General features: G+C 44.2%; 17 protein-coding genes. 12 read left to right on the forward strand and 5 right to left on the reverse strand.

Annotation, left to right across the window (positions count from 1 at the left end; translation table 11 throughout):
- Nucleotides 1-12: 12 nt before the first annotated feature.
- Nucleotides 13-969 (reverse strand): OmpA family protein, encoded by a 957-nt coding sequence (locus IE164_RS08530; RefSeq protein WP_189629790.1) that lies wholly within the window; start codon nucleotides 967-969, stop codon nucleotides 13-15.
- A 154-nt stretch (nucleotides 970-1,123) separates the two neighbouring features.
- On the opposite strand from IE164_RS08530, the gene IE164_RS08535 reads away from it, so the two are divergent.
- From IE164_RS08535 to IE164_RS08555, 5 genes are all read left to right on the forward strand, one after another.
- The gene (locus tag IE164_RS08535; protein ID WP_229838593.1) at nucleotides 1,124-1,993 is read left to right on the forward strand and encodes an SDR family oxidoreductase; all 870 of its coding nucleotides are present in this window, start codon (nucleotides 1,124-1,126) and stop codon (nucleotides 1,991-1,993) included.
- 374 nt (nucleotides 1,994-2,367) lie between these two features.
- The gene (locus tag IE164_RS08540; RefSeq protein WP_229838594.1) at nucleotides 2,368-4,020 is read left to right on the forward strand and encodes a tetratricopeptide repeat protein; all 1,653 of its coding nucleotides are present in this window, start codon (nucleotides 2,368-2,370) and stop codon (nucleotides 4,018-4,020) included.
- A 182-nt stretch (nucleotides 4,021-4,202) separates the two neighbouring features.
- Nucleotides 4,203-6,968, forward strand: a complete 2,766-nt coding sequence (locus IE164_RS08545; protein ID WP_189629792.1) for a TonB-dependent receptor — start codon at nucleotides 4,203-4,205, stop codon at nucleotides 6,966-6,968.
- A 100-nt stretch (nucleotides 6,969-7,068) separates the two neighbouring features.
- Nucleotides 7,069-8,076, forward strand: a complete 1,008-nt coding sequence (locus IE164_RS08550) for a phytase (RefSeq protein ID WP_229838616.1) — start codon at nucleotides 7,069-7,071, stop codon at nucleotides 8,074-8,076.
- Nucleotides 8,077-8,246: 170 nt separating this feature from the next.
- Nucleotides 8,247-10,643, forward strand: a complete 2,397-nt coding sequence (locus IE164_RS08555) for an alpha-L-rhamnosidase-related protein (RefSeq protein ID WP_189629794.1) — start codon at nucleotides 8,247-8,249, stop codon at nucleotides 10,641-10,643.
- A gap of 114 nt (nucleotides 10,644-10,757) precedes the next feature.
- Here the strand turns inward: IE164_RS08555 and IE164_RS08560 are convergent, their stop codons facing one another.
- From IE164_RS08560 to ade, 4 genes are all read right to left on the reverse strand, one after another.
- A complete protein-coding gene (locus IE164_RS08560) occupies nucleotides 10,758-11,036 on the reverse strand; it encodes a sll1863 family stress response protein (RefSeq protein ID WP_189629795.1) in 279 nt (92 codons plus the stop codon).
- Nucleotides 11,036-12,355 (reverse strand): tetratricopeptide repeat protein, encoded by a 1,320-nt coding sequence (locus IE164_RS08565; protein WP_189629796.1) that lies wholly within the window; start codon nucleotides 12,353-12,355, stop codon nucleotides 11,036-11,038. Before IE164_RS08565 ends, IE164_RS08560 begins: the two co-directional genes overlap by 1 nt.
- Before the next feature lie 136 nt (nucleotides 12,356-12,491).
- A complete protein-coding gene (locus IE164_RS08570; protein WP_189629797.1) occupies nucleotides 12,492-13,778 on the reverse strand; it encodes a tetratricopeptide repeat protein in 1,287 nt (428 codons plus the stop codon).
- A 67-nt stretch (nucleotides 13,779-13,845) separates the two neighbouring features.
- On the reverse strand, nucleotides 13,846-15,471 hold the full coding sequence (gene ade / locus IE164_RS08575; RefSeq protein WP_189629798.1) for an adenine deaminase: 1,626 nt from the start codon (nucleotides 15,469-15,471) through the stop codon (nucleotides 13,846-13,848).
- Nucleotides 15,472-15,596: 125 nt separating this feature from the next.
- Between ade and cmk the strand changes: the two genes are divergently transcribed.
- From cmk to nqrE, 7 genes are all read left to right on the forward strand, one after another.
- Nucleotides 15,597-16,325, forward strand: a complete 729-nt coding sequence (gene cmk / locus IE164_RS08580; protein ID WP_308440965.1) for a (d)CMP kinase — start codon at nucleotides 15,597-15,599, stop codon at nucleotides 16,323-16,325.
- A gap of 9 nt (nucleotides 16,326-16,334) precedes the next feature.
- Nucleotides 16,335-17,228, forward strand: coding sequence for a 4-hydroxy-3-methylbut-2-enyl diphosphate reductase (locus tag IE164_RS08585; RefSeq protein WP_189629799.1), 894 nt, complete (start codon nucleotides 16,335-16,337; stop codon nucleotides 17,226-17,228).
- 142 nt (nucleotides 17,229-17,370) lie between these two features.
- A complete protein-coding gene (locus IE164_RS08590; protein WP_189629800.1) occupies nucleotides 17,371-18,738 on the forward strand; it encodes a Na(+)-translocating NADH-quinone reductase subunit A in 1,368 nt (455 codons plus the stop codon).
- Between the two features lie 5 nt (nucleotides 18,739-18,743).
- Nucleotides 18,744-19,961 (forward strand): NADH:ubiquinone reductase (Na(+)-transporting) subunit B, encoded by a 1,218-nt coding sequence (locus tag IE164_RS08595; protein ID WP_189629801.1) that lies wholly within the window; start codon nucleotides 18,744-18,746, stop codon nucleotides 19,959-19,961.
- Nucleotides 19,948-20,721: an NADH:ubiquinone reductase (Na(+)-transporting) subunit C gene (gene nqrC, locus IE164_RS08600; protein ID WP_189629802.1), complete on the forward strand. Its 774-nt coding sequence runs from the start codon at nucleotides 19,948-19,950 to the stop codon at nucleotides 20,719-20,721. The genes IE164_RS08595 and nqrC overlap by 14 nt, the downstream gene beginning before the upstream one ends.
- Before the next feature lie 13 nt (nucleotides 20,722-20,734).
- A complete protein-coding gene (locus IE164_RS08605) occupies nucleotides 20,735-21,400 on the forward strand; it encodes an NADH:ubiquinone reductase (Na(+)-transporting) subunit D (RefSeq protein WP_189629803.1) in 666 nt (221 codons plus the stop codon).
- 13 nt (nucleotides 21,401-21,413) lie between these two features.
- Nucleotides 21,414-22,025, forward strand: a complete 612-nt coding sequence (gene nqrE / locus IE164_RS08610) for an NADH:ubiquinone reductase (Na(+)-transporting) subunit E (protein WP_189629804.1) — start codon at nucleotides 21,414-21,416, stop codon at nucleotides 22,023-22,025.
- Nucleotides 22,026-22,133: the final 108 nt, after the last annotated feature.

Here is a 22,133-nt window from a genome sequence, read left to right on the forward strand (position 1 = left end):
CAGACCAATTGTTTAATAGGTCTCTAAAATTTGAAACAGGGCATCTAGCTTTGGAGTGAGTATTATCTCAGTGCGTCTGTTCAAAGCTTTGTTTTCTGGAGTGTTATTAATGGCAATAGGGGAGTATTCGCCCCGGCCAGAGGCTGTAATTGTCTCAGGGTTTACTCCATTGTTTACAAGGATTCTGACAATGGATGTAGCACGCATCACACTCAGGTCCCAGTTGTCATTCATGTACTGAGATGTACGTGAGATAGGTACATTATCGGTGTGGCCTTCCACCATAATGTTGATCTCGTTATTTCCTTTGAGCGCATTGGCCAATTGTTTAAGTGCTTCAATCCCTTTGGCATCAACCTTGGTGCTTCCAGAACCAAAAAGCAGCTTTTCAGCCAAGGAAACATACACTTTGCCATTTTTTACCTCAACTGTTAGTTCGCCCTCATCAAAGTTCAATAGTGCATCTGTAACTCGCTTTTTCAGTTGCTCAACGGCCTTTTCTTTATCGGCAATTAGTTTTTCCAATTCGGCCACACGCGCTTCTCTTTTGGCCAGGTCCTCGGCCAGTTCCTGATTTTTCTTTCGTTCAATTTCGAGGTCATCTTCAATGGCCAGAAGCCGTTGTTGCTGTTGGGCCAGATCTGAATTTAATTGACTACTGTTGCTTAGCAGGTTGTCATAAAGTTGTTTTACTCTGTCGTAATCGGCTTTTACGGTATTGTATTCTTTGGTAAGTAGTTCAAGGTCGCTTTGCAAGGCGGCAGTTTTGCCTTTGTACTCTTCCACCTGAACTTCCAGCCTGCTTATCTTTTCTTCAGCAATTTCCAACTGCTCTTTCAGGTTGGCATTTTCATTTTCTAGGCCTGTTTTTTCATTAAAGAGGGCATCGAATTCTTTTTTGGCCACGCAAGAACTTAAAACTGTGGTGGCTGCAACAAGGAAAATAAGGTGAGTTTTTAGACGGCTCATAGGTTTTTTGACTTATAGGCAAATATGCTCATTTCGTTCGAGATTTAATGAAATGACAGCCAATTTGAAATTTAGTTTTGGGTGTTCAAAATGTTATGCATGCAGAGAATTATTCGATAACTTAACAACAAACCTAAAAACGTAAGAGTTACTCATGAGAACAGATGGAATGTTAAAAGACGATGCACTAAAAGGTAAAACCATAATTGTAACCGGTGGAGGCACAGGCCTTGGGAGGTCTATGGGTAAGTACTTTTTAGAGCTTGGGGCAAACCTTGTAATTACCAGCCGTAAGATGGAAGTGCTCGAAAAAACAGCCGCAGCACTTGAGGAAGAAACAGGTGGCAAGGTACTACCTATTGCTTGCGATGTAAGGGAATATGACCAGGTAGAAGCTGTTCTTAAACAAACTGAGGATCATTTTGGGGCTATTCACGGACTCTTAAACAATGCGGCAGGTAATTTTGTGAGCCCTACGGAGCGCTTGTCGCACCGGGCATTTAATACCATTATAGACATTGTTTTAAAAGGTACGACCAACTTTACCCTTGCCCTTGGGAAACGATGGATTGATAAGAAACAAGCAGGAACAGTACTAAATATTGTAACCACTTATGCCTGGACGGGATCGGGCTATGTGGTGCCATCGGCTTGTGCCAAAGCGGGCGTTTTGGCTATGACACGTTCACTGGCCGTGGAATGGGCTAAATACAATATTCGTATGAATGCCATTGCACCAGGGCCATTTCCTACAGAAGGGGCCTGGAGTCGATTACTTCCAGGAGATTTGGTGAAGAAATTCGATCCAGCCAAGCTTGTGCCCGTAGGCAGAGTGGGGGAACACCAGGAACTTGCCAACCTTGCAGCATACCTCATGTCTGATTTTTCTTCATTTGTCAATGGAGAGGTAGTTACTATTGATGGAGGTGAATGGTTAATGGGAGCCGGAGAGTTTAGTCATCTGGAAAAAATACCTCAGGAAATGTGGGATATGCTTGAAGCTTCTCGCGGAAAAAAGGCATAAGCCCCAAATTACTTTGGGGCTACTGGAAGGCGAAGCGTAAGCTTAGGAATATTGATCTTTAACCCAAGGTTTCAACCTTGGGTGATTCTCATGAATCAATAAGGCTTCTGGTTGAGGTTGTACAATAAGGAGTAAGTTTTTGTGATTGTGAAATATGGCTAATAACTGGCGTATCATCGTCTTTGTGTAATTTGACACCCTTTGATAGTACTTCAAGGAAGCTTCGGTTTTCAGTACTAGCACATTTTATTTTCTCACCCCAAAACTTCACACAAACTTTAAATTGCCTAACCCTTAAGCTAACATTCGGGCTGTAGCTTACCTGAGTGTTTCGGAAGGCTGTACTAGGATTAATTATTCTTGGGCAATCTGCGTTGATTTGGGCGCAGATAAGGAGCAATAATGTACTTATTTCTACCTCCTCCAATTCGGCCAATACACTCTCCGTGCAGCTTAGGTCATTGAATGGTCTGGGCAATTTTTATACCTCTACCGATCCGGATTCTGCCTTTTACTATGCCAAACGTGCGTTGGATGAAGCGCTTGAATCCGGCAACCTTCACCAGCAGGCGCAAGCGCAACGCACCATAGGGCAGGTCTTCTATCTACAAGGGGCTTATGACAATGCTATTGCTTACCTCACCGATGCACTAGCCAAGTTTAGTCAGCTAGAAATGAAAGCCGAGACAGCCCAAACCCTGCTTTCTCTAGGCGCGGCTTATCAGTTTCATAACTTATGGGCCGAAGCGATTAAAGAGTATAAGAGGGCTCGTAGCATTTTTGAACAGCTGGCCGATTCTACAGGAATGGCCGAAACCTATGGCGTTATTGGGCATTATTTTGAAAAAACTGCCCAGGCCGATTCTGCTTTTTACTATCAATACAAAGCATTGCAGCTCTACGAGGCTTTAGACGACCCCAGAGGAAAAGCCACTATTTATGATAATATAGGTAGTGTTTATGAAGACCTGGGGCAGTTCGATAAGGCATTCGAATACTTCTTACTATCGGCTCATTACGACTCCCTGTGTAATAACTTGCCCGCTTTGGTGAATACACTCAATAATCTGGGAGATACCTTTAGAAAGCGAGGCAAAGTGGCCGAAGCTGTTGCCTATACCAACCTAGCGCTGCACTTGGCCGATTCGCTGCAACTCAACTACGAAGTTCTCAGTGCCTATCACGACATGGCCAAAGTTTACCGGTCGAACGGGCAGTTGAGTCTGGCACTTAGTTATTACGACAGTGCCTATGAGTTTTCGCAAGAACTCTTTAACTCACAGATTGCCGGCCAAATAGCCAATTTTCAAACCCTCTATGAAACACAAGAAAAAGAGCAAGCCATAGCCCGCCTGGAGGCTGGGAAGAGAATTGATCGGCAGGCGAAAAATTCACTCGTAATAGGTGGTTTAGGACTGGTGTTTTTTACAGCACTCGTGGCCGTACAAGAAAGAAAACGGAGAAACAAGGCTACTGAGGCTCTAAAGGCTCAAAAAGCATTGAGCGATGAGCGAATACGCAATATTGAGCTGGAGCAGCAGGCCCTTCAGGCACAACTGGAAAATAAACGACTCAAAGAGGAACAATTCTATTTGGAATTGGAAGCCCGAAGCCAGGATCTTACGGCTAAGACATTGCACATTATTCAAAAAAACAGGTTACTCAAAGATATCCGGGAGCAAATCGATCAGCTGGAAAAAGAGTCTAAAATGAAAGCCGAAGTGCTGGAAGGGCTAAGTAACAGCATCGATAAGGGCTTTCGGTTCGATACGGAGTGGGAACACTTTCAAGACACCTTCAATCAGGTACACGATGATTTTACCCTCCGTATTAGAAGCCGGTACCCAGAACTCACCGATTCTGATATTAGGCTGTGCTCACTAATCCGCATGGGTATAAGCTCAAAAGATATTTCAACCCTGCTGGGAATAAATACCGATAGTCTCAGAGTAGCTCGATATAGGCTAAAGAAGAAGCTTCATCTGAGGCATGGTCTCAAACTCAAAGAATTTCTAGCCGAGTATTAAGTAAAGCTTGTTAACATTTTCTGTGTTTATAGGTTTTTGATTTTCAGTAGGTAATGGTTCTCTGTATATGTTTTGTTAACGTTTTTGAGTAGCAATTTATCACTTGCTTAACCTCCGGTTCATCAAGCCTTATCAGGTCATTTTCATATTTGACCCATTCAATTTCACGAACAAAAACAACTATGAAAAGACTATTACTAACCATTGCAATCATTGGCCTTATAGCCACCCCTGCGTTTACCCAAGGGGTAGTTAAAGGCAGGGTGTTGGATGAGCTAGGCCTGCCTTTGCCGGGGGCAACTGTGCTGTTGCCGGGTTTAGAGAAAGGAATGCCAACCGATGCCAACGGCTACTATACTATAGTTGAAGTGCCGGCCGGTGAGCACAACATCACCGTTACTTTTGTAGGCTACAAAAAGATAGAGCAGCAAATAACCGTTTTAGACAACACCACTACCACACAAAACTTTTCTATGGAGCCCGGATACACCACAGGGGGCGAAGTGATAATAGTGGGCGATCGTTTGAAAGGGCAGGCCAAAGCGCTCAACCAACAACGAACCAACGCTAACATTACCAATGTGGTAGCTGCCGACCAGATAGGTAGGTTCCCCGATGCTAACATTGGCGATGCCCTAAAACGAATTCCGGGTATTACCATCCAGAACGACCAGGGAGAAGCCAGAAACATTATTGTGAGAGGCTTGGCTCCGCAGCTCAATTCAGTAACGCTCAATGGTGAACGAATCCCCTCGGCAGAAGGAGATAATAGGAATATTCAACTAGATCTTATTCCGGCCGATCTGATTCAAACCATTCAGGTAAATAAAGCCGTTTTGCCCGATATGGATGCCGATGCCATTGGTGGTTCTGTGAATCTTGTAACCCGCTCGGCCCCTGCAGGAAGAAGGCTGTCCGGCACCCTTGCCTCAGGGTATAACTTCCTGTCCGAAAAGCCCATATGGACCGGTACACTCATTGCTTCCGATCGTTTTGCCAACGGCAAACTTGGAGCGGTCTTTTCGGCCAGCTACAATAATCATGACTTTGGCTCAGACAATGTGGAGGCCGTGTGGTATGAAGGAGACAATGGCGAAGCACTTATCGAAGAATTCGACATTAGAGAATACCAGGTGCAGCGGGTACGAAGAAGCTTTAACCTCGCTCTCGACTACGAAATCAATGCCAATCACAAACTCTATCTATCCGGAGTATATAACTGGCGAGACGATTGGGAAAATAGGTTTAGAATGCGCGTGTCACAGATTGATGACGCTTTTGATGATGGCGATGCCATTTCTACAGGCATGCGCACCTGGAATTTGCCGGCTAGGGTAGAATACCAAACCAAAGGCGGCCTTGACAGCGATAGAGTTAGAAAGAGAAGGTTGGAGGATCAGCGCAACAGAAATATTACCCTAAAGGGAGAACACTTGTTTAACAGCCTGAAAATGACCTGGTCTGCTACCTATGCCAAAGCATCTGAAGATCGCCCCAACGAGCGATATATCTCGTATCGCCAGAGTAACCAGAATGTGTTTGTAGACCTGCGCGACCCGGGTTTCCCTTTGGCCAACCTCATTAACCCTGCCGACAACCTGAACATTGGCTTAAATGAGATTTCTGAAAACCATGACTACACAGAAGATGAGGATTTCAATGCAAGAGTAGACTTTCAGAAGCCATTGACCAGCAAGGCACTCCTTAAATTTGGAGGAAGAGTAAGAACCAAAAACAAACTAAGAGACAACTCTTTCTTCTCATACGAACCTGTCGATGAAGATGCCTTTGGCGCAAGGTTGGGCAATGTACCCAACAGCAGCTACACCAACCCTAACTATCTGGCCGGTAGCAAGTACAAAGTAGGTCGCTTTGCTACTCCGGCATTCTTAGGAGGATTAGACCTTAAGAATCCTGCCCTTTTTGACGAAACCGATGAGTTAGGCGAGTATGCGGCCAGCAACTATAGTGCAACGGAGAACATTTATGCCACATACGCCATGGCCGATATACAATTCAATGAAAAACTCTCAGGCATAGTAGGTCTGCGCTATGAAGCCACATCCATTGATTATACCGGTAATATTTTCGATGTAGATAACGATGTGGTCACCGGAACTTCAGACGATCAGAACTATGGCAATTTTATGCCCGGACTACACCTCAATTATAACTTTAGCGATTATTCTATTTTACGCTTTGCCTGGACAAACACTATTGCCCGACCCAATTATTTCGATTTGGTGCCCTATGCAGAGTTTAGCCCGGACGATCAGGAGCTGGTACGTGGTAACCCTGTCCTGGAAGCCACAACCTCTATGAACTTCGATCTGATGTTCGAAAACTACTTTGAAAACATTGGTATCATTTCGGGCGGTGTGTTTTACAAAGATGTAGACCACTTTATTTATGAGCGGGTTATTGAAGGCTACAACGACCCTGAGTTTGGCAATGATTTGGAATATACCACCTTCGAAAACGGAGGTACGGCTGAAATATATGGAGTGGAAGTGGCTGTGCAGCGACAACTATGGAAAGGCCTTGGGCTTTACCTCAATTACACTTATACGCAATCTTCAACCACCGGTATTCAGGGCCGAGAAGAAGAAGATATTGAGTTGCCGGGAACAGCCAACAATATGTTCAATGCATCATTGAGCTACGAAACGCCCAAACTGGTGCTCAGAGCCTCGCTCAATTATGCCAGCGATTATATAGATGAATTGGGAGGCGATGCCTTTGAAGATCGTTTTTACGACAAACAGACCTTTATAGACCTGAATGGTTCTTACGCCTTTACACCACAATGGAGGTTTTTCTTTGAGGTGAATAACCTCACCAATCAGCCATTGCGCTATTATCAGGGAGTGAGCAGTCGCACCATGCAGGTAGAATACTACAACGTTAGGTTCAATGCCGGCTTAAAATTCGATTTGTTCAACGACTAGTTAGTTTACTATTAACAGATTTAAAGAAGGTGGCCTTAAGGCTACCTTCATTTTTGCTATGATAAAGAAAATTAATCTACTAATCCCTTTGGTTTGGCTTATGGCCATGGCTTGCAACAACCAACAGTCAACTATAAAACCTATACTGGTTACCGAAGCAGTAAAGCATGACTCTGACGATCCGGCCATTTGGATTAACCGCCAGGATCCTTCCAAAAGCCTTGTTATTGGCACGGATAAACACGAAGATGGGGCCTTGTATGTCTTCGATTTGCAGGGAAGAATTTTTCCGGAAAAAGTGGTGAGAGGACTAAAGCGCCCGAACAATGTAGACGTTGGTTATGATTTGGTACTAGGCAAAGACACAGTAGACTTTGCCGTAACCGGTGAAAGACTCACTTCCATGCTTCGGGTATACTCTGTCCCGGACATGAAGCCAATTGATGGAGGAGGTTTTCCTATGTTTGAGGGAGAAACGGCTCCGGAACATCGAGACCTTATGGGCATTGCCCTGTATCAACGCCCTGCCGATAAGAAGACCTTTGTAATTATGGGGCGAAAAACCGGGCCAAGCCAAGGCTATTTGTGGCAATACGCGTTAGAGGCAGACTCGCTGGGCCAACTGCAGGCCCGGTTGGTAAGAAAGTTTGGCAAGTTTAGCGGGGTAAAGGAAATTGAAGCTATTGCAGTAGACCATGAACTGGGGTATGTCTATTATTCCGATGAAAATGTGGGCATTCGAAAGTATTATGCCGATCCTGAGAAAGGTAATGAAGAGCTTGCTCTTTTTGGTACTGAAGGCTTTGCAGATGACCACGAGGGAATTTCAATCTATACTACAGAAAATGGACGGGGCTTTATTCTGGTTTCCGATCAGCAAGCTAATAGCTTCAGAATTTTTCCCAGAGAAGGAGAAGCACAAGACCCTCATTCACACCAGTTGTTAAAGGTGGTCAGGCTATCGACCAAAGAGAGTGATGGTTCTGAAATAACCAGCTTGCCATTGAACGATATGTTTAAAAAAGGACTCTTTGTAGCCATGTCAGACGATCGCACCTTTCAATACTACCGCCCGGAAGACCTGCTCGATAGCCTTTTAAAGAAGTAGCAGCTTACCTTTTGGGCAAGTACTGTAAACTAGAAAACCATAGTTCTTTTCTAGGCAGGCCTGAGGGAAACAAATTCCTCAGGCCTGTCTTCCATAAACAGCTCTGCCAATTTTGTTCTTTGCATGGTTCGTGGCTTTCTCTTAGTTTAGGAGTTCTTCATTCCGATTGTATGAAAAAGACCTCTCTATTCGCGCTGGGAGTTTTGGTCGCTATGGGCTGTAGCCCTACTTCTCAGAACTCGATTTTCGATGAACTCCTTTCTTCCACAGAATACATTGATGGCACTACTGAATACCTGGCCTCGCCTTATGTAACGGCAGGAGACCGGTTATACATGGTGGGGCATCAGGACGGAACTTTTCCGGACCTTGGCTGGCATGTGACTGGTGAAATGGGGGGTATTTGGGATCACCCCATAAAGCTAATGGATGGCTTTAGCATCTCACTCAATAGTAATGGGCAGAGCGTTTGCCTGGAAGAGGCCGAAAAGTTCAGAAATTACCCTTTTGCCAATAAGCACTTCTATAAACTCAACCAGTTGGGCCTGGAGGCCGAGCGAACTCAGTTTGTGCCTGACGGTGAAGAGGCTGTATATGTCGAGCTCAAGTTGAAAAACCTGGGTGGTGAAACAAAAACTGTCGACCTAACCTTCTCTGGTATGATCGATTTGAGGCCCGTTTGGCTGGGCGAACGAACCCAGATGAATGATGGACAGGACAAAGCCCAATATGAAAAAGCAATAGATGGAATAGTGGGCAAAGATGCCGATAACGAATGGTATGTGGCTTTTGCCTCCAATACGCCTTCAGCCGGCAACTCTGTGGGTATGGTGCCTTGCGATTATGAGCGAAAAGGAAAAGGAGTAAATGCTTCGCTGACGTATGCGTTGAAGGTGAAACCCGGAAAAACGGAGACCATTTCTTTCGTAATTGCGGGCTCCCATCAATCCAAAGAAAAAGCTTTGAACACACTCAGTCGGGTGAGGGAAGAGGCCGGAGATATGCTACAAACTAAGGCCAAAAGGTATCAAACCATTGCCCAAACGGCCGAGTTGCATATTCCTGACCAACGCCTTGAGCAAGCCTTTCGCTGGGTAAAATATAATACAGACTGGCTGGTGCGCGATGTAGAAGGCCTTGGAAGAGGCATTACTGCCGGAATTCCTGACTATCCGTGGTACTTTGGGGCCGATAGTGAATATGCGCTGCAAGGGGCGGTAGCCATAGGCATGCACGATGTCTCTGAAAAGACCATTGCTCTTATCGACAGTGTGTCAAACGCTATTAATAAGGGTAGTGGTAAAATTATCCATGAAATGTCTACCAACGGTGCAGTCTTTAATCCCGGCAATCTCAACGAAACTCCTCAATATACCAGCCTTATATGGGAGGTGTTCAAGTGGACAGGCGATATGGATTTTCTTAAAAAGCATTATGCTACGGCTATAGCCGGTTTAGATTGGCTCTTAAAAGAGCATGATGAAAATGGTAATTTGTTGGCCGATGGTTATGGCATGATGGAAATTCATGGACTGGAGTCTGAGATGATCGATGTGGCAGCGTATACCTATAAAGCCTTTATTGATGCTGCTCAGATGGCCCGGGTATTGGGTGAAGAAGAGCGGGCTGCCGACTTTAGTGCTAAGGCCGAGCAACTGGCAAATACAATTAATACCGATTTCTGGGTTGAAGAGTTTGACTCCTATGCCGATTTTATTGGCACGGCTAAAGAGGCCTTGCATTTAATTGATGGAGCCATCGTAAGGGCCGATACTCTGAATAAGCCCTGGGCTGTTTTGGAACTTAAGAATACTCAAAAGAAAATAAGGAGCTATGCTCCAAATAAAAAACAAGGCTTTGTGCTATACCACAACTGGGTGGTAAACACACCCATGGAGGTGGGGGTGGCCAAAGAGCAGTATGCCCTCAGGGCCCTGAAAACAGGTAGTAAATATGTGAATCCGTTTGGTGTATTCGTAACAGGCATCGACAGGGACGAATCGGCCGGAACAGATGATGGTGGCTTTGCCAAGAAGATGAAGATTTTTAGCTATACCGGTGCTGTTATGACTTTACCGACCGGAGTTCAGGCTATTGCAGAAAATAATTATGGCAGACCGGATGAAGCATTGGATTACTTGCAGCGAATGACCAACTCATTTAGCTATGCCCTGCCGGGGTCTATGTATGAAGTGAGTCCCGATTTTGGGATGATTGTTCAGGCCTGGAATATTTATTCCTACGCTTTCCCTATTGTACGTCAGTTTTTTGGAATAAACCCTATGGCCCATCGCTCGGAAGTAATGATTAGCCCTTTAATGCCTTCGGCCTGGAATGAGGCTGCTATAAACAACCTAAAGGTAGGGGAGCATTTGCTTTCGGTGGCGTACAAGCGTTTGGATAATGGAGAAGAGCTAACTATAAGCCAGCCTAAGGATGCCCTGAGTATGGTGTTCGATGAAGAGCGTTATGAAGTAACTGTGGTTAGGGGTGAGCAGCTAAGAAACAACGGCCCCCAAATAAGACTAGAAGGAAAAGAAATTGTAGTGATCCTCCGACCAAGATAGTTTGAATGGCTTTGGAGAAAGTTTCTTTCTCCTGGTCGCATAAGAAAAAAGGAGAAGTTCTGTCAAAGAAACCGGTTTGGTCTTTGATAGTGCTCAAAACTTCTCCTTTAGGTTCTATACTTCAGTGGCACCTGGGCCTTTTCTAAACATTTTCTTTACGGCCTGTTCCAGTTCTTCAGCCGCTTTTCTTAAGTGGAATTTAGCCTCTTCGAACTTAGGCTCATTTTTGGTTTTAAAGTCCTGTAGCTTGTCTTCCAGCTTATCGCGTTGTTTCTTCAGGTCTTCTATCACATCTTCCATTTCTTCGCGAGCCTCGGCTCCGGCCTCTTTGGCCTTTTCTACCAGCTCATCTATTTTCTCTCTGATTTCTTTCAGTAACTTCTCTGTGTCCATTAGTTTGTAGGTCTTGTTTTAATGGTGGTTGAAACATTAATCCAGCAGCCCACTTTAATAGGGTCTCCCTCATTTTTGTTGGCTGTGAATACATCAGAAACTGTGGGAAACTGTGCTCTGGCCTGGGCCATTCCTTCCTTATTACCCGCTTTCTGGTATAAATCGTATGCTGCCATATAAATGGCTCTATCATCGATTTGGCTTTGTTGTTTAGCACATTCGTTGAAGCTATTCATGTACATATTAGCTACCAAAGTAAGTGCCTGCGCTTCATAAGACTTGTGTGTTTCTGCGGCTTGGAAGGCTATTTTTCGGGCCTCTTGCTTGTTGCCCTGGGCTATGTATACCGAAGTGAGCCCCAGTAAAAGATCTGCCTTTTTCTCAGGGTCTTTAGACAAGCTCACAGCTTGTTGATAGAATTTTACTGCCTTATCATATTCTTTAGTGGAATAGGCTCTTTGAGCAATTACTTTGGCCATTCCTTCAGTAGGTTCCAGTTTCTGAATAATCTCGGCCGATTTCAGGAAGTATGTACTTTCGGTACAGCCCTGATTGAGTAGCAATCCGAAAATCTTTTTGGCCAGCTTTAGGTCGTTGGTATTGTTATTCAGGGGAGGGGCCAGGTTGGTATTAATGAAGTCACAATTGAGGTCATCACCAATAATCTGTGTGAGCAAACCATTTACAGCCGCACGGTACCGGTCTAGTTTGTCAGAATCTTCACCTTGTTGTTCTTTGCGGTCAATAACATCCAGCACTTTGCCATAAACATCCAAAACCTGATCGTTCGAAATGGAGTTGCCATAGGCCTTGTAGCGTCTCACCACATCCATGTAAGAAACAATGTTGTTGTTAATAACCTCTTCTGGTTTTTTGTAGGCTTCGTGGTATGCCTCTAGTGCTTCACCTATTTTTTCACGATTCGATTTCCAGTATTTATAGTAGCGATAGGCCTTATTGTTTACTTCCAGGTCGCTTAGACCAAAGTATTTCTCTTTTAAGTTGAAGGCAATAAACATCGAGTCGAGCAACACATTCTGTTTGGTCTCGTCCGTTTCGGCTTCTGCCAGGTTTTCGTAAGCTTTATATGCGTTTATGTACAGACCATCGTACAAATCAGGGGCATTTTTCATGAGCCAGCTAAGCGAATTGGCCGCTTGTCTATACCTATCGATAGACATGGCATCAACCGATAGAGCAAATCTTCTTTTTGCTTCTTCGGCAAGTACCGGATCATCAGGCAATTTTAGCTGACTTTCCTGGCTCATTCCCACTTGAGCAATACATAAGGTAAGTAGTACAAAGAATATCCTTTTCATAACAATGAGTTTTCTAACCAATCATTTAATCAAACATTTAGCCAAAAAGCTAAGGCCACGCGAAACTAACAGGTCTTAGAAAGTATGAATAAATGCATGGATTATCAAATTGTTGTTTTTAGCTCAAATATAACGGTCAATTGCTTACTCTTGTTCTCAATTTAGTGCTTAGCTGTATCCAGCAGTCTACGTCAATTTGGTCTCCATCGAACAAGTTATTTTCGAAAGCTTCTTCCCGCGTTGGGAATCTTTTAGCAGCTTCTTCCATACCCTTCTTGTCGCCTGCTTTTTCGAAAGCGTCATAGGCTACCAGGTAAACGGCCTTGTCCTGAACCCGATCATGGCGTTCGGCACAATCGTTATAGCTGGAAAGATAAAGATTGCCAATGAACGAGTAGGCCACAGAGGTTTGGCCGGGGTCTGCTGCCACAGCCTCCAAGGCACTGGCTCTTGCCTTGGTTTTATCATTGTTTAAAAAATATATTTCGGCCAGACTCAGATATATCGCTGCGCGCTTATCGGCTACAGGTTCCAGCTCAATGGCTTTCACATAGTGGGTTGTGGCTAGGGCGTAATTCCCTTCTGCTGCAGCGTATTGAGCCAGTATTTTATGAAGTCCCGGACTTGGCTCGCTTCTGGAAAGTATATTGAGGGCTTTTAGGTAATGTTCCGATTTTCCACATTTAGAGTCGAGGGTGAGCGATACAATTTTCTTGGCTAAATACACGCTGTCCGGGGCAGTCATGTGGGTAGCTATTTGCTTAATTGCCTGACAATGTTCATTGACGTTCAGTGTTTTAAAAACCTGATCATCGGCATATTTGCTGTAGGTTTCGTACAGCTTGAGATTTTTTGAGAAGTACCTTGAGGCAATTTGCCTGCTGGCCAGTTCATAGTTGGCCAATATTTCTGCCGTTGGCAAAGGCTTCACCAGCTCATGGTATTTGTTGGTTATGTACATAAAAGCTACCAGGTTGTTGTTTATTACCTCATCGGGGCTTTCAAAGAGTTCATGGAAAAGAGGGTAGGCTTCTGCTACTTTCTCCTTGTTGTTCAGAAAATAATCGAAGTACCGAAAGGCCAGTTTGTTCTTTTCAATATCTGTCAGGCCAAAGTGCTTTTCTTTTAGGCGGAAGGCAATAATTAGCGAATCGAGAAGTACATTTTTTTTGGTTGTGTCTTCCACTTTACCGGCTGTTTCTTCCAGCGCTTTGAATGCCATGCTGTAGACACTAGAAGATGCCTTGGGAGCATTCTGAAGCAGCCAGTGAATAGATGGCAGAGCCTTCTCATAATAACCAAAGTGCATGTTGTCTCCGGCCATCACTAATTTTTCATTAATCGCATGCTCAGAAGGAGTGTCTTGAGCATAGGTTAAACCCACCGTGAACACGGTGAGAAGCAGGAAAGTAAGTACTCTCATTTTGTTTAAGGTTTATTGAACCTAGAAGGTAGTGGAATAAACCCTTAAATCAAACTAATTTATTAGTTCAATTTCTAAACAGGTTGGTAAACGAGAAGCTTTCCCCATCGAACAGACCTTTGTCGCTAAGTTTAAGTTTGGGAATCACAAGTAAGGCCATAAAGGAGAGGGTCATGAACGGAGAATTGAGTCTGCTACCGAGCTTCTTGGCCATGGCATCAATAGCCGTATATTTTTGAGCGACCACATACCCGTCTTCGGCCGACATGATTCCTGCTACAGGCAATGGTAAAACCATTTCGTTGTCAGAACCCACGGCACTTACTCCACCTTGCGATTCAATAATGAGGTTGATTGCTCTTGCCAAATCCTCATCGTTGGTGCCAACAGCTATAATGTTGTGGGAATCGTGCCCCACACAAGAGGCAATGGCACCTTCTTTTAGCTGAAAGTTTTTAATAAAGGCTATTGCCGGCCGGGCCTTATGATACCGATTTACCACCACCATTTTAAGAATGTCTTTCCGGGGATCCGAAACAGCCATTCCCTCAGCATTGATTGGGCAGGGAAGCCATAGACTGTTTGTAATGAGCTGCCCATCCATGGCCTCAATTACCTGTACTTCCCGGCCGGTAGCTTTAACAGCTATTTGCTTCGCTGATACAGGCTCACAATCGAAGCGATTAATTATTTCGTTGTCAACTCTCGGAATAAGGGTTTTGCCTCTTTCGGCAACAGCTTTGCCATTAATATAAGTGGCCAATACATTAAACTCCTGTAAGTTGTTAACTACAATAAAGTCAGCCAAATCGCCTGTTTGCAGGGTGCCCACGTCTAAGGAGTAGTGGTCTACAGGGGTAATACAGGCTGCAGTTAATACATCGAACAAATTGAAGCCTTTGGCGAGTGTACGTTTTACGAGTTGATCAATGTGCCCTTCCACAAGGTTGTCAGGGTGTTTATCGTCAGAGCAGAACATGAGCATATCTGGAGCTTCACCAAACAGCTCCACAAGGGCATCAAAGTTTTTGGCCGCAGAGCCTTCGCGAATGGCTATTTTCATACCATGCTTTAATTTGTCTCGGGCTTCATCGGCAGTAAAACACTCGTGGTCAGTACTCATTCCCGCCTTCACATACTTTTCAGCTTGTTCTCCTCTAAGGCCCGGTGCATGGCCATCTATAGGTTTTCCGGCTTTTTGAGCACTTTCTATTTTCTGCCGTACCGTCTCATCGCCATACAATACACCCGGCCAGTTCATCATTTCTGCCAGATACTTTACCTCAGGCTTTTGCAACAAATAGTCAACTTCTGCAGCACTAATTTCGGCCCCGGCTGTTTCAAAAGTAGTTGCTGGTACGCATGATGGTGCCCCAAAGTAAAACTTGAAATTTACCTTACGTCCGTTTTCAATCATGTATTCCACTCCCTTAACTCCGAGCACGTTGCCTATTTCGTGCGGGTCGGAAACCGTGGCTACTGTGCCATGTACCACTGCCAACCGTGCAAATTCAGAGGGTACAAGCATGGAGCTCTCCACGTGCACATGAGCATCGACAAATCCGGGTAGTATGTATTGGTCGGCAACCTGGTTGGTTTCTTGTATTGAAACTATTTTGTTGCCCTCCGTACGGATTTCACCATCAAATATCCTCCGGTTTCTGACATCGACAATATGGCCTGAAATTTTCATGCTACAATGTTAAAGAATTGCCCCATGGAATTCCAGCCGGTGGAGAGCTTAGAGCGAAAAGTAGCTATAGTTTAGGCTAAGTATAGGAGGCTTAGAGCCTGGCTTGTGGGTTTCTTTATTAAAAAATGGAAGATAAGCCTTTGAATCCTACCTTTGCGCAAACTTCTGAAATGACCAAGATTAATATTGCCATAGACGGACTCTCGGGCTGTGGAAAGAGCAGCACGGCCAAAGCCGTAGCCAAGGCACTGGGCTATAAATTCATAGACACCGGAGCTATGTACAGGGCTGTAACCTTATATATGTTAGACAAACAAGTGGATATTAATAACCCTGATGCGGTTGAAGAGGCATTGGCCAATATTCGGATAGATTTTCGTTTTGATTCTGAAACACAGAAAAACGAAACCTTTTTGAATGAACAGAATGTTGAAACAGCGATACGTTCAATGAGGGTGGCAGGCCAGGTAAGTCAGGTGGCTGCCATTAAGGCCGTAAGAAAAGCAATGGTTGCTCAACAGCAGGCCATGGGTAAAGACAAAGGAGTGGTAATGGACGGGCGCGATATTGGTTCTGTCGTTTTTCCTGACGCGGAACTAAAGGTTTATATGACCGCCACTACCAAAGTGAGAGCCAGGAGAAGGCAAATGGAGCTGGCTGAAAAAGGGGAGAAGGCAGACCTCGCTGAGATTATGGAAAACCTGGAAAAAAGAGACCGGATAGATTCTACCCGGAGCGAGAGTCCTTTAATAAAGGTAAAAGACGCTGTAGAGATAGATACTTCTCATTTGAAATTTGAGGAGCAAGTTCAAAAAGTGTTAGATTTGGCCAAGCAACGCATTGAGGCAGAATAGAATAAGTGTATGCAAGTTACCATAGATCAGAATTCAGGGTATTGTTTTGGAGTGGAGTTTGCCATTCAGATGGCCGAAGACGAAATGAAAGAAGGTTCGCTCTATTGTCTTGGCGACATTGTACACAACAGTATGGAGGTAAAACGCCTCAATGAAAAAGGGCTCAAGATTATCGATCGGGAAGACCTGAAAGACATTAAAGACTCCAAAGTGCTCATTCGGGCGCATGGAGAGCCGCCAGAAACCTACCAATTGGCGCTAAAAAACAATATAGAACTGGTGGATGCCTCTTGCCCTGTGGTGCTAAAGCTTCAAAACAGAGTAAAACTGGCCTATGACAAAATGAAAAGAGTAAACGGCCAGATTGTAATATATGGCAAGCTGGGTCATGCAGAGGTCATTGGCCTGTCGGGTCAAACCAACAACGAAGCCATAATAATCATGGAAGAGGCTGACTTGGAAAAGATTGACTTTAACCGTCCGGTTACCCTTTTTTCCCAAACTACCAAAAGCACAAAAGGCTTTTATCACATTCGCGAACTGATTGAGGAGCGCATAAAAGCGGCCAAAGGTGAGTTGGAAGAAATTGACTTTTCGGCCAACGACAGTATTTGCCGCCAGGTGTCTAACCGAGAGCCTCAACTACAAAAGTTTGCAGAAGAAGTAGATGTTATAGTGTTTGTGAGTGGCAAAAAGAGCTCCAATGGCAAAGCCCTTTACACGGTATGTAAACAGCAGAATGAAAGAAGCTACTTTGTAGAAAATGAGGACGAAGTGGATTTTAGCTGGATTCGCCCTTCAGACCATGTGGGTATTTGCGGAGCCACCTCAACTCCTATGTGGCTCATGCAAAATGTGGCACAACACATTGAAAATCATTTCACTGAAACCGTAGAAATATAATATTTCACCTAGCATTTCAATAGCAAGTTTTTTGAACTTAACTTGCGCACCGAAAAGGAAGGCCTAGCCTTTCATTTGAGAGCAAAAGTGTTATTTTTGCCTCGATTTTGATCAACCTTAGTGATTCGCAACTCAATACAGTATGTCTAAAATTGTAAAGCTTAAAAAAGGCTTTGACATCAACCTTGCCGGGAAGGCGCAAAAGAAAATCGCGAATACTCCCCCTTCGGAAACGTTTGCTATCAAACCCACTGACTTTGTAGGAATGAAGAGACCCAAGCTTTTAGTAGCTGAGGGTGACAACGTGAAGGCCGGAACTCCTGTTTTGTATGACAAAATGCAGGAAAACGTGATGATTTGCTCTCCCGTAAGTGGTGAAGTAGTCGAAGTGAAGAGGGGAGCCAAGAGAAAACTACTTGAGATTAAGATTTTGGCCGACAAGGAAGTTGAATATGAGCAATTCAAAACCTACAATGTTTCTGAGCTCAAGAGTCTCTCCAGAGAAGAGGCTACCGCTCAGATGACTAAAGGAGGAGTTTGGGCCAACATCATTCAAAGACCTTATGGCATTATCGCCAAAGAAGAAGATACCCCTAAGTCCATCTTTATTTCTGCCTTCGATACCCACCCATTGGCAGCCGACATTGCATTTACCCTAAAGGGTGATGAAGAGGCTTTCAAAACCGGTATTGAAGTGTTGAAGAAATTTACGGAAGGTCCTATTCATCTCAATCACGATCTAAATGGCGAGGTGTCTTCGGTATTTGCCAACGTAGAAGGTATTCAACACAACAAATTTAGCGGGCCTCACCCTGCGGGCAATGTGGGTGTTCAGATTCATCACATAGACCCAATAGCTAAGGGAGATATTGTTTGGACCATTTCACCTTATGGTGTGGCTCAAATAGGAAAGCTTTTCAGCAAAGGAATATACGATGCTTCTCGTTTGGTGGCAATTGCCGGTTCAGAAGTTAAAGACCCGCAATACTACAAAACCTATACGGGAGCCTGTGTAAATAAAATGGTTGAGGGCAACCTCAAACAAGACCATGTACGCTTCATTAGCGGCAACGTACTAACCGGTGAGCGAGTAGAAAAAGACGGTTATCTGGGCTTTTACAGCAACTTGCTTTCTGTATTGCCAGAAGGAGACCATTCAGAGTTCCTCGGTTGGCTAAAGCCTAAGAAAGAAGTACTGAGTTTCCACAGAGCATGGGGCTTGTTCTCATTCCTGAATGGAAAAAATAAAGAATATGTACTGGATACCAACACCAATGGTGAGGTAAGAGCATTTGTTGAGACCGGGGTGTTCGAGAAAGTGACCCCAATGGATATTTACCCAGTGTATCTACTGAAGGCTATTTTAGCTGAAGATTACGATAACATGGAGGCCCTTGGAATCTATGAAGTGATTGAAGAAGATTTGGCCTTGTGTGAATATGTGGATGTCTCTAAACATGATGTTCAACAAATTGTTAGAGATGGGCTTGAATTGATGCAAAACGGTTAATAGGAATGAAGTTTTTACACAAAATATTAGAAAAGCAGAAACCTATGTTCGAGAAGGGTGGTAAGTTGGAGAAATTCTACTACCTGTTCGAAGCTGGTGAAACGTTCCTGTTTTCTCCACCCATTACAGCCGGTAAGAAAGGCGTTCAGGTGAGAGATGCAGTAGATTTGAAGAGAATGATGATGACAGTGGTTATCGCCATGATACCCTGTCTGATCTGGGGAATATTCAATGTGGGCTATCAGCATCACATTGCAGTGGGAGAGACCACTTCATTCTTCTCGGTAGACAACCTGTTGTTTGGTGCCCGCTGGGTACTGCCAATCGTTTTGGTTTCCTATGCCGCAGGTGGTATAGTTGAAGCCATTTTTGCCGTAGTAAGAAAACACCCCATCAACGAAGGATTCCTTGTAACAGGAATGCTCATTCCTTTAATAGTTCCTCCGACCATTCCTTTGTGGCAAGTAGCCTTGGCGACAGTTTTTGGAGTTTTGGTAGGTAAGGAAATTTTTGGAGGAACGGGTATGAACATACTCAACGTGGCTATGACAGCCAGAGCCTTCTTGTACTTTGCCTATCCGTCTCAAATTTCCGGTGAAGTGTGGACTCAATTGGCCGATAAAACGCCCGTAAACGGCTATTCTGGCGCAACAGCACTAGCAGTTGCTTATGAGTCTTCTACCACTGATACCAGTGTAATCTCTGGTTTAGCCGATACCAATAGTGTACTGGCTGCGCCTTTCGGAGGCGACTTCTTTAGCTTCCAAAACATGCTTATTGGCGGAATTCCCGGATCGATTGGTGAAACTTCTACACTAATGGCCCTGTTGGGAGCATTGATACTCATTGCTACCGGTGTGGGTAGCTGGAAAATTATTGTAAGTGTGTTTGCCGGAGCTTTTGCTATGGGTACCATCTTCAATTTGGTAGGAGCAAATACATTTATGGAATTACCAGCAGAATATCACCTTGTTATGGGTGGTTTAGCTTTCGGTGCTGTTTTCATGGCTACAGACCCGGTGTCTGCTTCTCAAACGGAAACAGGAAAATGGATTTATGGAGTGCTCATTGGAGTGCTTACTGTAATAATTAGAGTGGTGAACCCGGCCTATCCGGAAGGTATTATGCTTGCCGTACTGTTTATGAACGTGTTCGCCCCACTCATCGATTTCTATGTAGTACAAGCAAACAAGAAAAGGAGGTTGGCCCGTGCGACAGTCTAATGCTTACGTAATTATATTCTCTCTCATTCTCACAATAGTGTTGGGAGGATTGCTTTCAGGGGTTTCTCAGGTGTTAGGCCCCATTCAAAAAGAAGCCGTTGATTTAGATACCAAAAAACAAATTTTGGGAGCTATTCCTGCGGAGAAAGCGGCCTTGGCCGAAATGACCAAAGAACAGATTCTGACTAGATACAGCGAAGTAATTTCTTCCGAAGTGGCCGACTATCAGGGCAATGTGGTAACTACCAATGCCAAAGGAGAGCCCGTTGTTGCCGAAAATGTAGACATTGAGAAAAACTACAAAAAGCCAGTAGAAGAAAGACTCTTCCCGGTATTTAAGTACAGTGCCGAAGGTAAGGAAGCCTACATTATTCCAACGTATGGAGCCGGACTTTGGGATGCTATCTGGGGATTTGTCGCCTTGGCGCCAGATCTGGAAACTATTCAGGGTGTAAGTTTCGACCACCGTGGTGAAACCCCCGGCTTAGGAGCCAGAATTACTTCAGACGATGTGCAGCAGCGCTATCAGGGCAAACAACTCTATAATGATCAGGGAGAGTTTGTTTCTGTAGAAATGGTGAAAGGTGAAAAAACACCTGAGTCTGCTCTTGGACCAAATAGGGTAGACGGTATGGCCGGTGCTACCCTCACTGCCAATGGTGTGAACGCCATGCTGGAGAACTACCTGGGCTACTATCAGAACTATTTCGATAAGAATGTTCGGAACCAGGCAATGACCATGAATATTGACAATAACTAAACAGTAATTATAAATGAGTACTGAAACGTTAGAAGCCCCGGTAGTAAAAGAAAAAGAAGCCTTACTATCGAAGAGAAGAAAGAAATTCGTTACCGATCCATTGAGTGACGATAACCCAATTACCGTACAGGTATTGGGTATTTGTTCGGCCCTTGCGGTTACCACTCAAATGAAGCCTACGCTGGTAATGGCTCTCTCGGTAATATTTGTATTGATATTTTCTAACCTCATTATCTCTTTAATGAGGAATGCAATCCCCGGCAGGGTACGTATTATTGTGCAGTTGGCAGTAGTAGCCACCCTCGTTACTTTGGTAAATGAGGTACTCAAAGCCTATGCATTCGATATGTACAAAACCCTTTCCGTTTTCATTGGTCTAATCATTACCAACTGTATTGTAATGGGTAGGCTGGAAGCCTTTGCACTTGGAAACAAGCCATACGATTCTGTGTTGGACGGTCTTGGTTCGGGTTTAGGCTACTCATGGATTATTCTTACCGTGGCTTTCTTTAGAGAAATCTGGGGTTCCGGTAAAGTATTCGGATATCCTGTTTTTGAAGCCATTGGTATGGAAAACTTTGCGACCAACGGACTTATGGTTTCTCCTGTAGGAGCCTTTATTGTGCTTGGTTTCATCATATGGATACAGCGATCTAAAACAGGTTACGTAGAACACTAAAAAGTAAGCAATCATGGATTTATTGAATTTAGGTATTAAGTCGATCTTCATTGAGAACATGGTATTTGCCTACTTCTTAGGTATGTGTTCTTTCCTGGCAGTGTCTAAAAAGGTATCGACAGCCTTTGGTTTAGGACTTGCCGTAGTATTCGTTTTGGGTATGACAGTACCCATGAACTGGCTGCTCAATGAGTTTGTATTGAAAGAAGGAGCGTTAGCCTGGTTAGGGGCTGATTTCGCTACTATCGACCTGTCTTTCCTTCGTTTCATAATGTTCATTGCCATTATTGCGGCAATGGTGCAGTTGGTTGAAATGACTATTGAGAAATTTTCTCCATCGCTATATGGTTCGTTAGGTATCTTCTTGCCACTTATTGCTGTGAACTGTGCTATTCTGGGTTCTTCGCTCTTTATGGCACAAAGAGATTATTCTATTGGTGAGGCTACCGTATTTGGCTTTGGTTCAGGTATTGGTTTCTTCCTGGCCATTGTAGCTTTGGCGGCTATCAGAGAAAAACTAAAATATTCTAATGTACCCGATGGCCTTAAAGGATTGGGCGTAACAATGTTCATTACCGGTCTAATGGGTATTGCATTCATGAGCTTTATGGGTATTTCCATCTAAGGCTCTAAAAACTCTTAGAGAAGACTGTCTTCAAAGGAGCTTTCGTAAAGCAGGCTCGTTTTGAAGACAGTTTTTTTTATGCCTGTCTATTGTTGCGAATTACATTAA

The sequence above is a fragment of the Roseivirga thermotolerans genome, assembly GCF_014653175.1.
Classification (GTDB): Bacteria; Bacteroidota; Bacteroidia; order Cytophagales; family Cyclobacteriaceae; genus Roseivirga; species Roseivirga thermotolerans.

What these genes read in the sequence shown, in the direction of transcription:
- IE164_RS08565 (WP_189629796.1), bottom strand. Translation starts at nt 12,355, where the DNA reads ATGAAAAGGATATTCTTTGTACTACTTACCTTATGTATTGCTCAAGTG.
- ade (WP_189629798.1), bottom strand. Translation starts at nt 15,471, where the DNA reads ATGAAAATTTCAGGCCATATTGTCGATGTCAGAAACCGGAGGATATTT.
- cmk (WP_308440965.1), top strand. Translation starts at nt 15,597, where the DNA reads ATGGAAGATAAGCCTTTGAATCCTACCTTTGCGCAAACTTCTGAAATG.
- IE164_RS08605 (WP_189629803.1), top strand. Translation starts at nt 20,735, where the DNA reads ATGAGTACTGAAACGTTAGAAGCCCCGGTAGTAAAAGAAAAAGAAGCC.
- IE164_RS08590 (WP_189629800.1), top strand. Translation starts at nt 17,371, where the DNA reads ATGTCTAAAATTGTAAAGCTTAAAAAAGGCTTTGACATCAACCTTGCC.
- IE164_RS08595 (WP_189629801.1), top strand. Translation starts at nt 18,744, where the DNA reads ATGAAGTTTTTACACAAAATATTAGAAAAGCAGAAACCTATGTTCGAG.
- IE164_RS08570 (WP_189629797.1), bottom strand. Translation starts at nt 13,778, where the DNA reads ATGAGAGTACTTACTTTCCTGCTTCTCACCGTGTTCACGGTGGGTTTA.
- IE164_RS08585 (WP_189629799.1), top strand. Translation starts at nt 16,335, where the DNA reads ATGCAAGTTACCATAGATCAGAATTCAGGGTATTGTTTTGGAGTGGAG.
- IE164_RS08535 (WP_229838593.1), top strand. Translation starts at nt 1,124, where the DNA reads ATGAGAACAGATGGAATGTTAAAAGACGATGCACTAAAAGGTAAAACC.
- IE164_RS08545 (WP_189629792.1), top strand. Translation starts at nt 4,203, where the DNA reads ATGAAAAGACTATTACTAACCATTGCAATCATTGGCCTTATAGCCACC.
- IE164_RS08530 (WP_189629790.1), bottom strand. Translation starts at nt 969, where the DNA reads ATGAGCCGTCTAAAAACTCACCTTATTTTCCTTGTTGCAGCCACCACA.
- IE164_RS08560 (WP_189629795.1), bottom strand. Translation starts at nt 11,036, where the DNA reads ATGGACACAGAGAAGTTACTGAAAGAAATCAGAGAGAAAATAGATGAG.
- IE164_RS08550 (WP_229838616.1), top strand. Translation starts at nt 7,069, where the DNA reads ATGGCCATGGCTTGCAACAACCAACAGTCAACTATAAAACCTATACTG.
- IE164_RS08555 (WP_189629794.1), top strand. Translation starts at nt 8,247, where the DNA reads ATGAAAAAGACCTCTCTATTCGCGCTGGGAGTTTTGGTCGCTATGGGC.
- nqrE (WP_189629804.1), top strand. Translation starts at nt 21,414, where the DNA reads ATGGATTTATTGAATTTAGGTATTAAGTCGATCTTCATTGAGAACATG.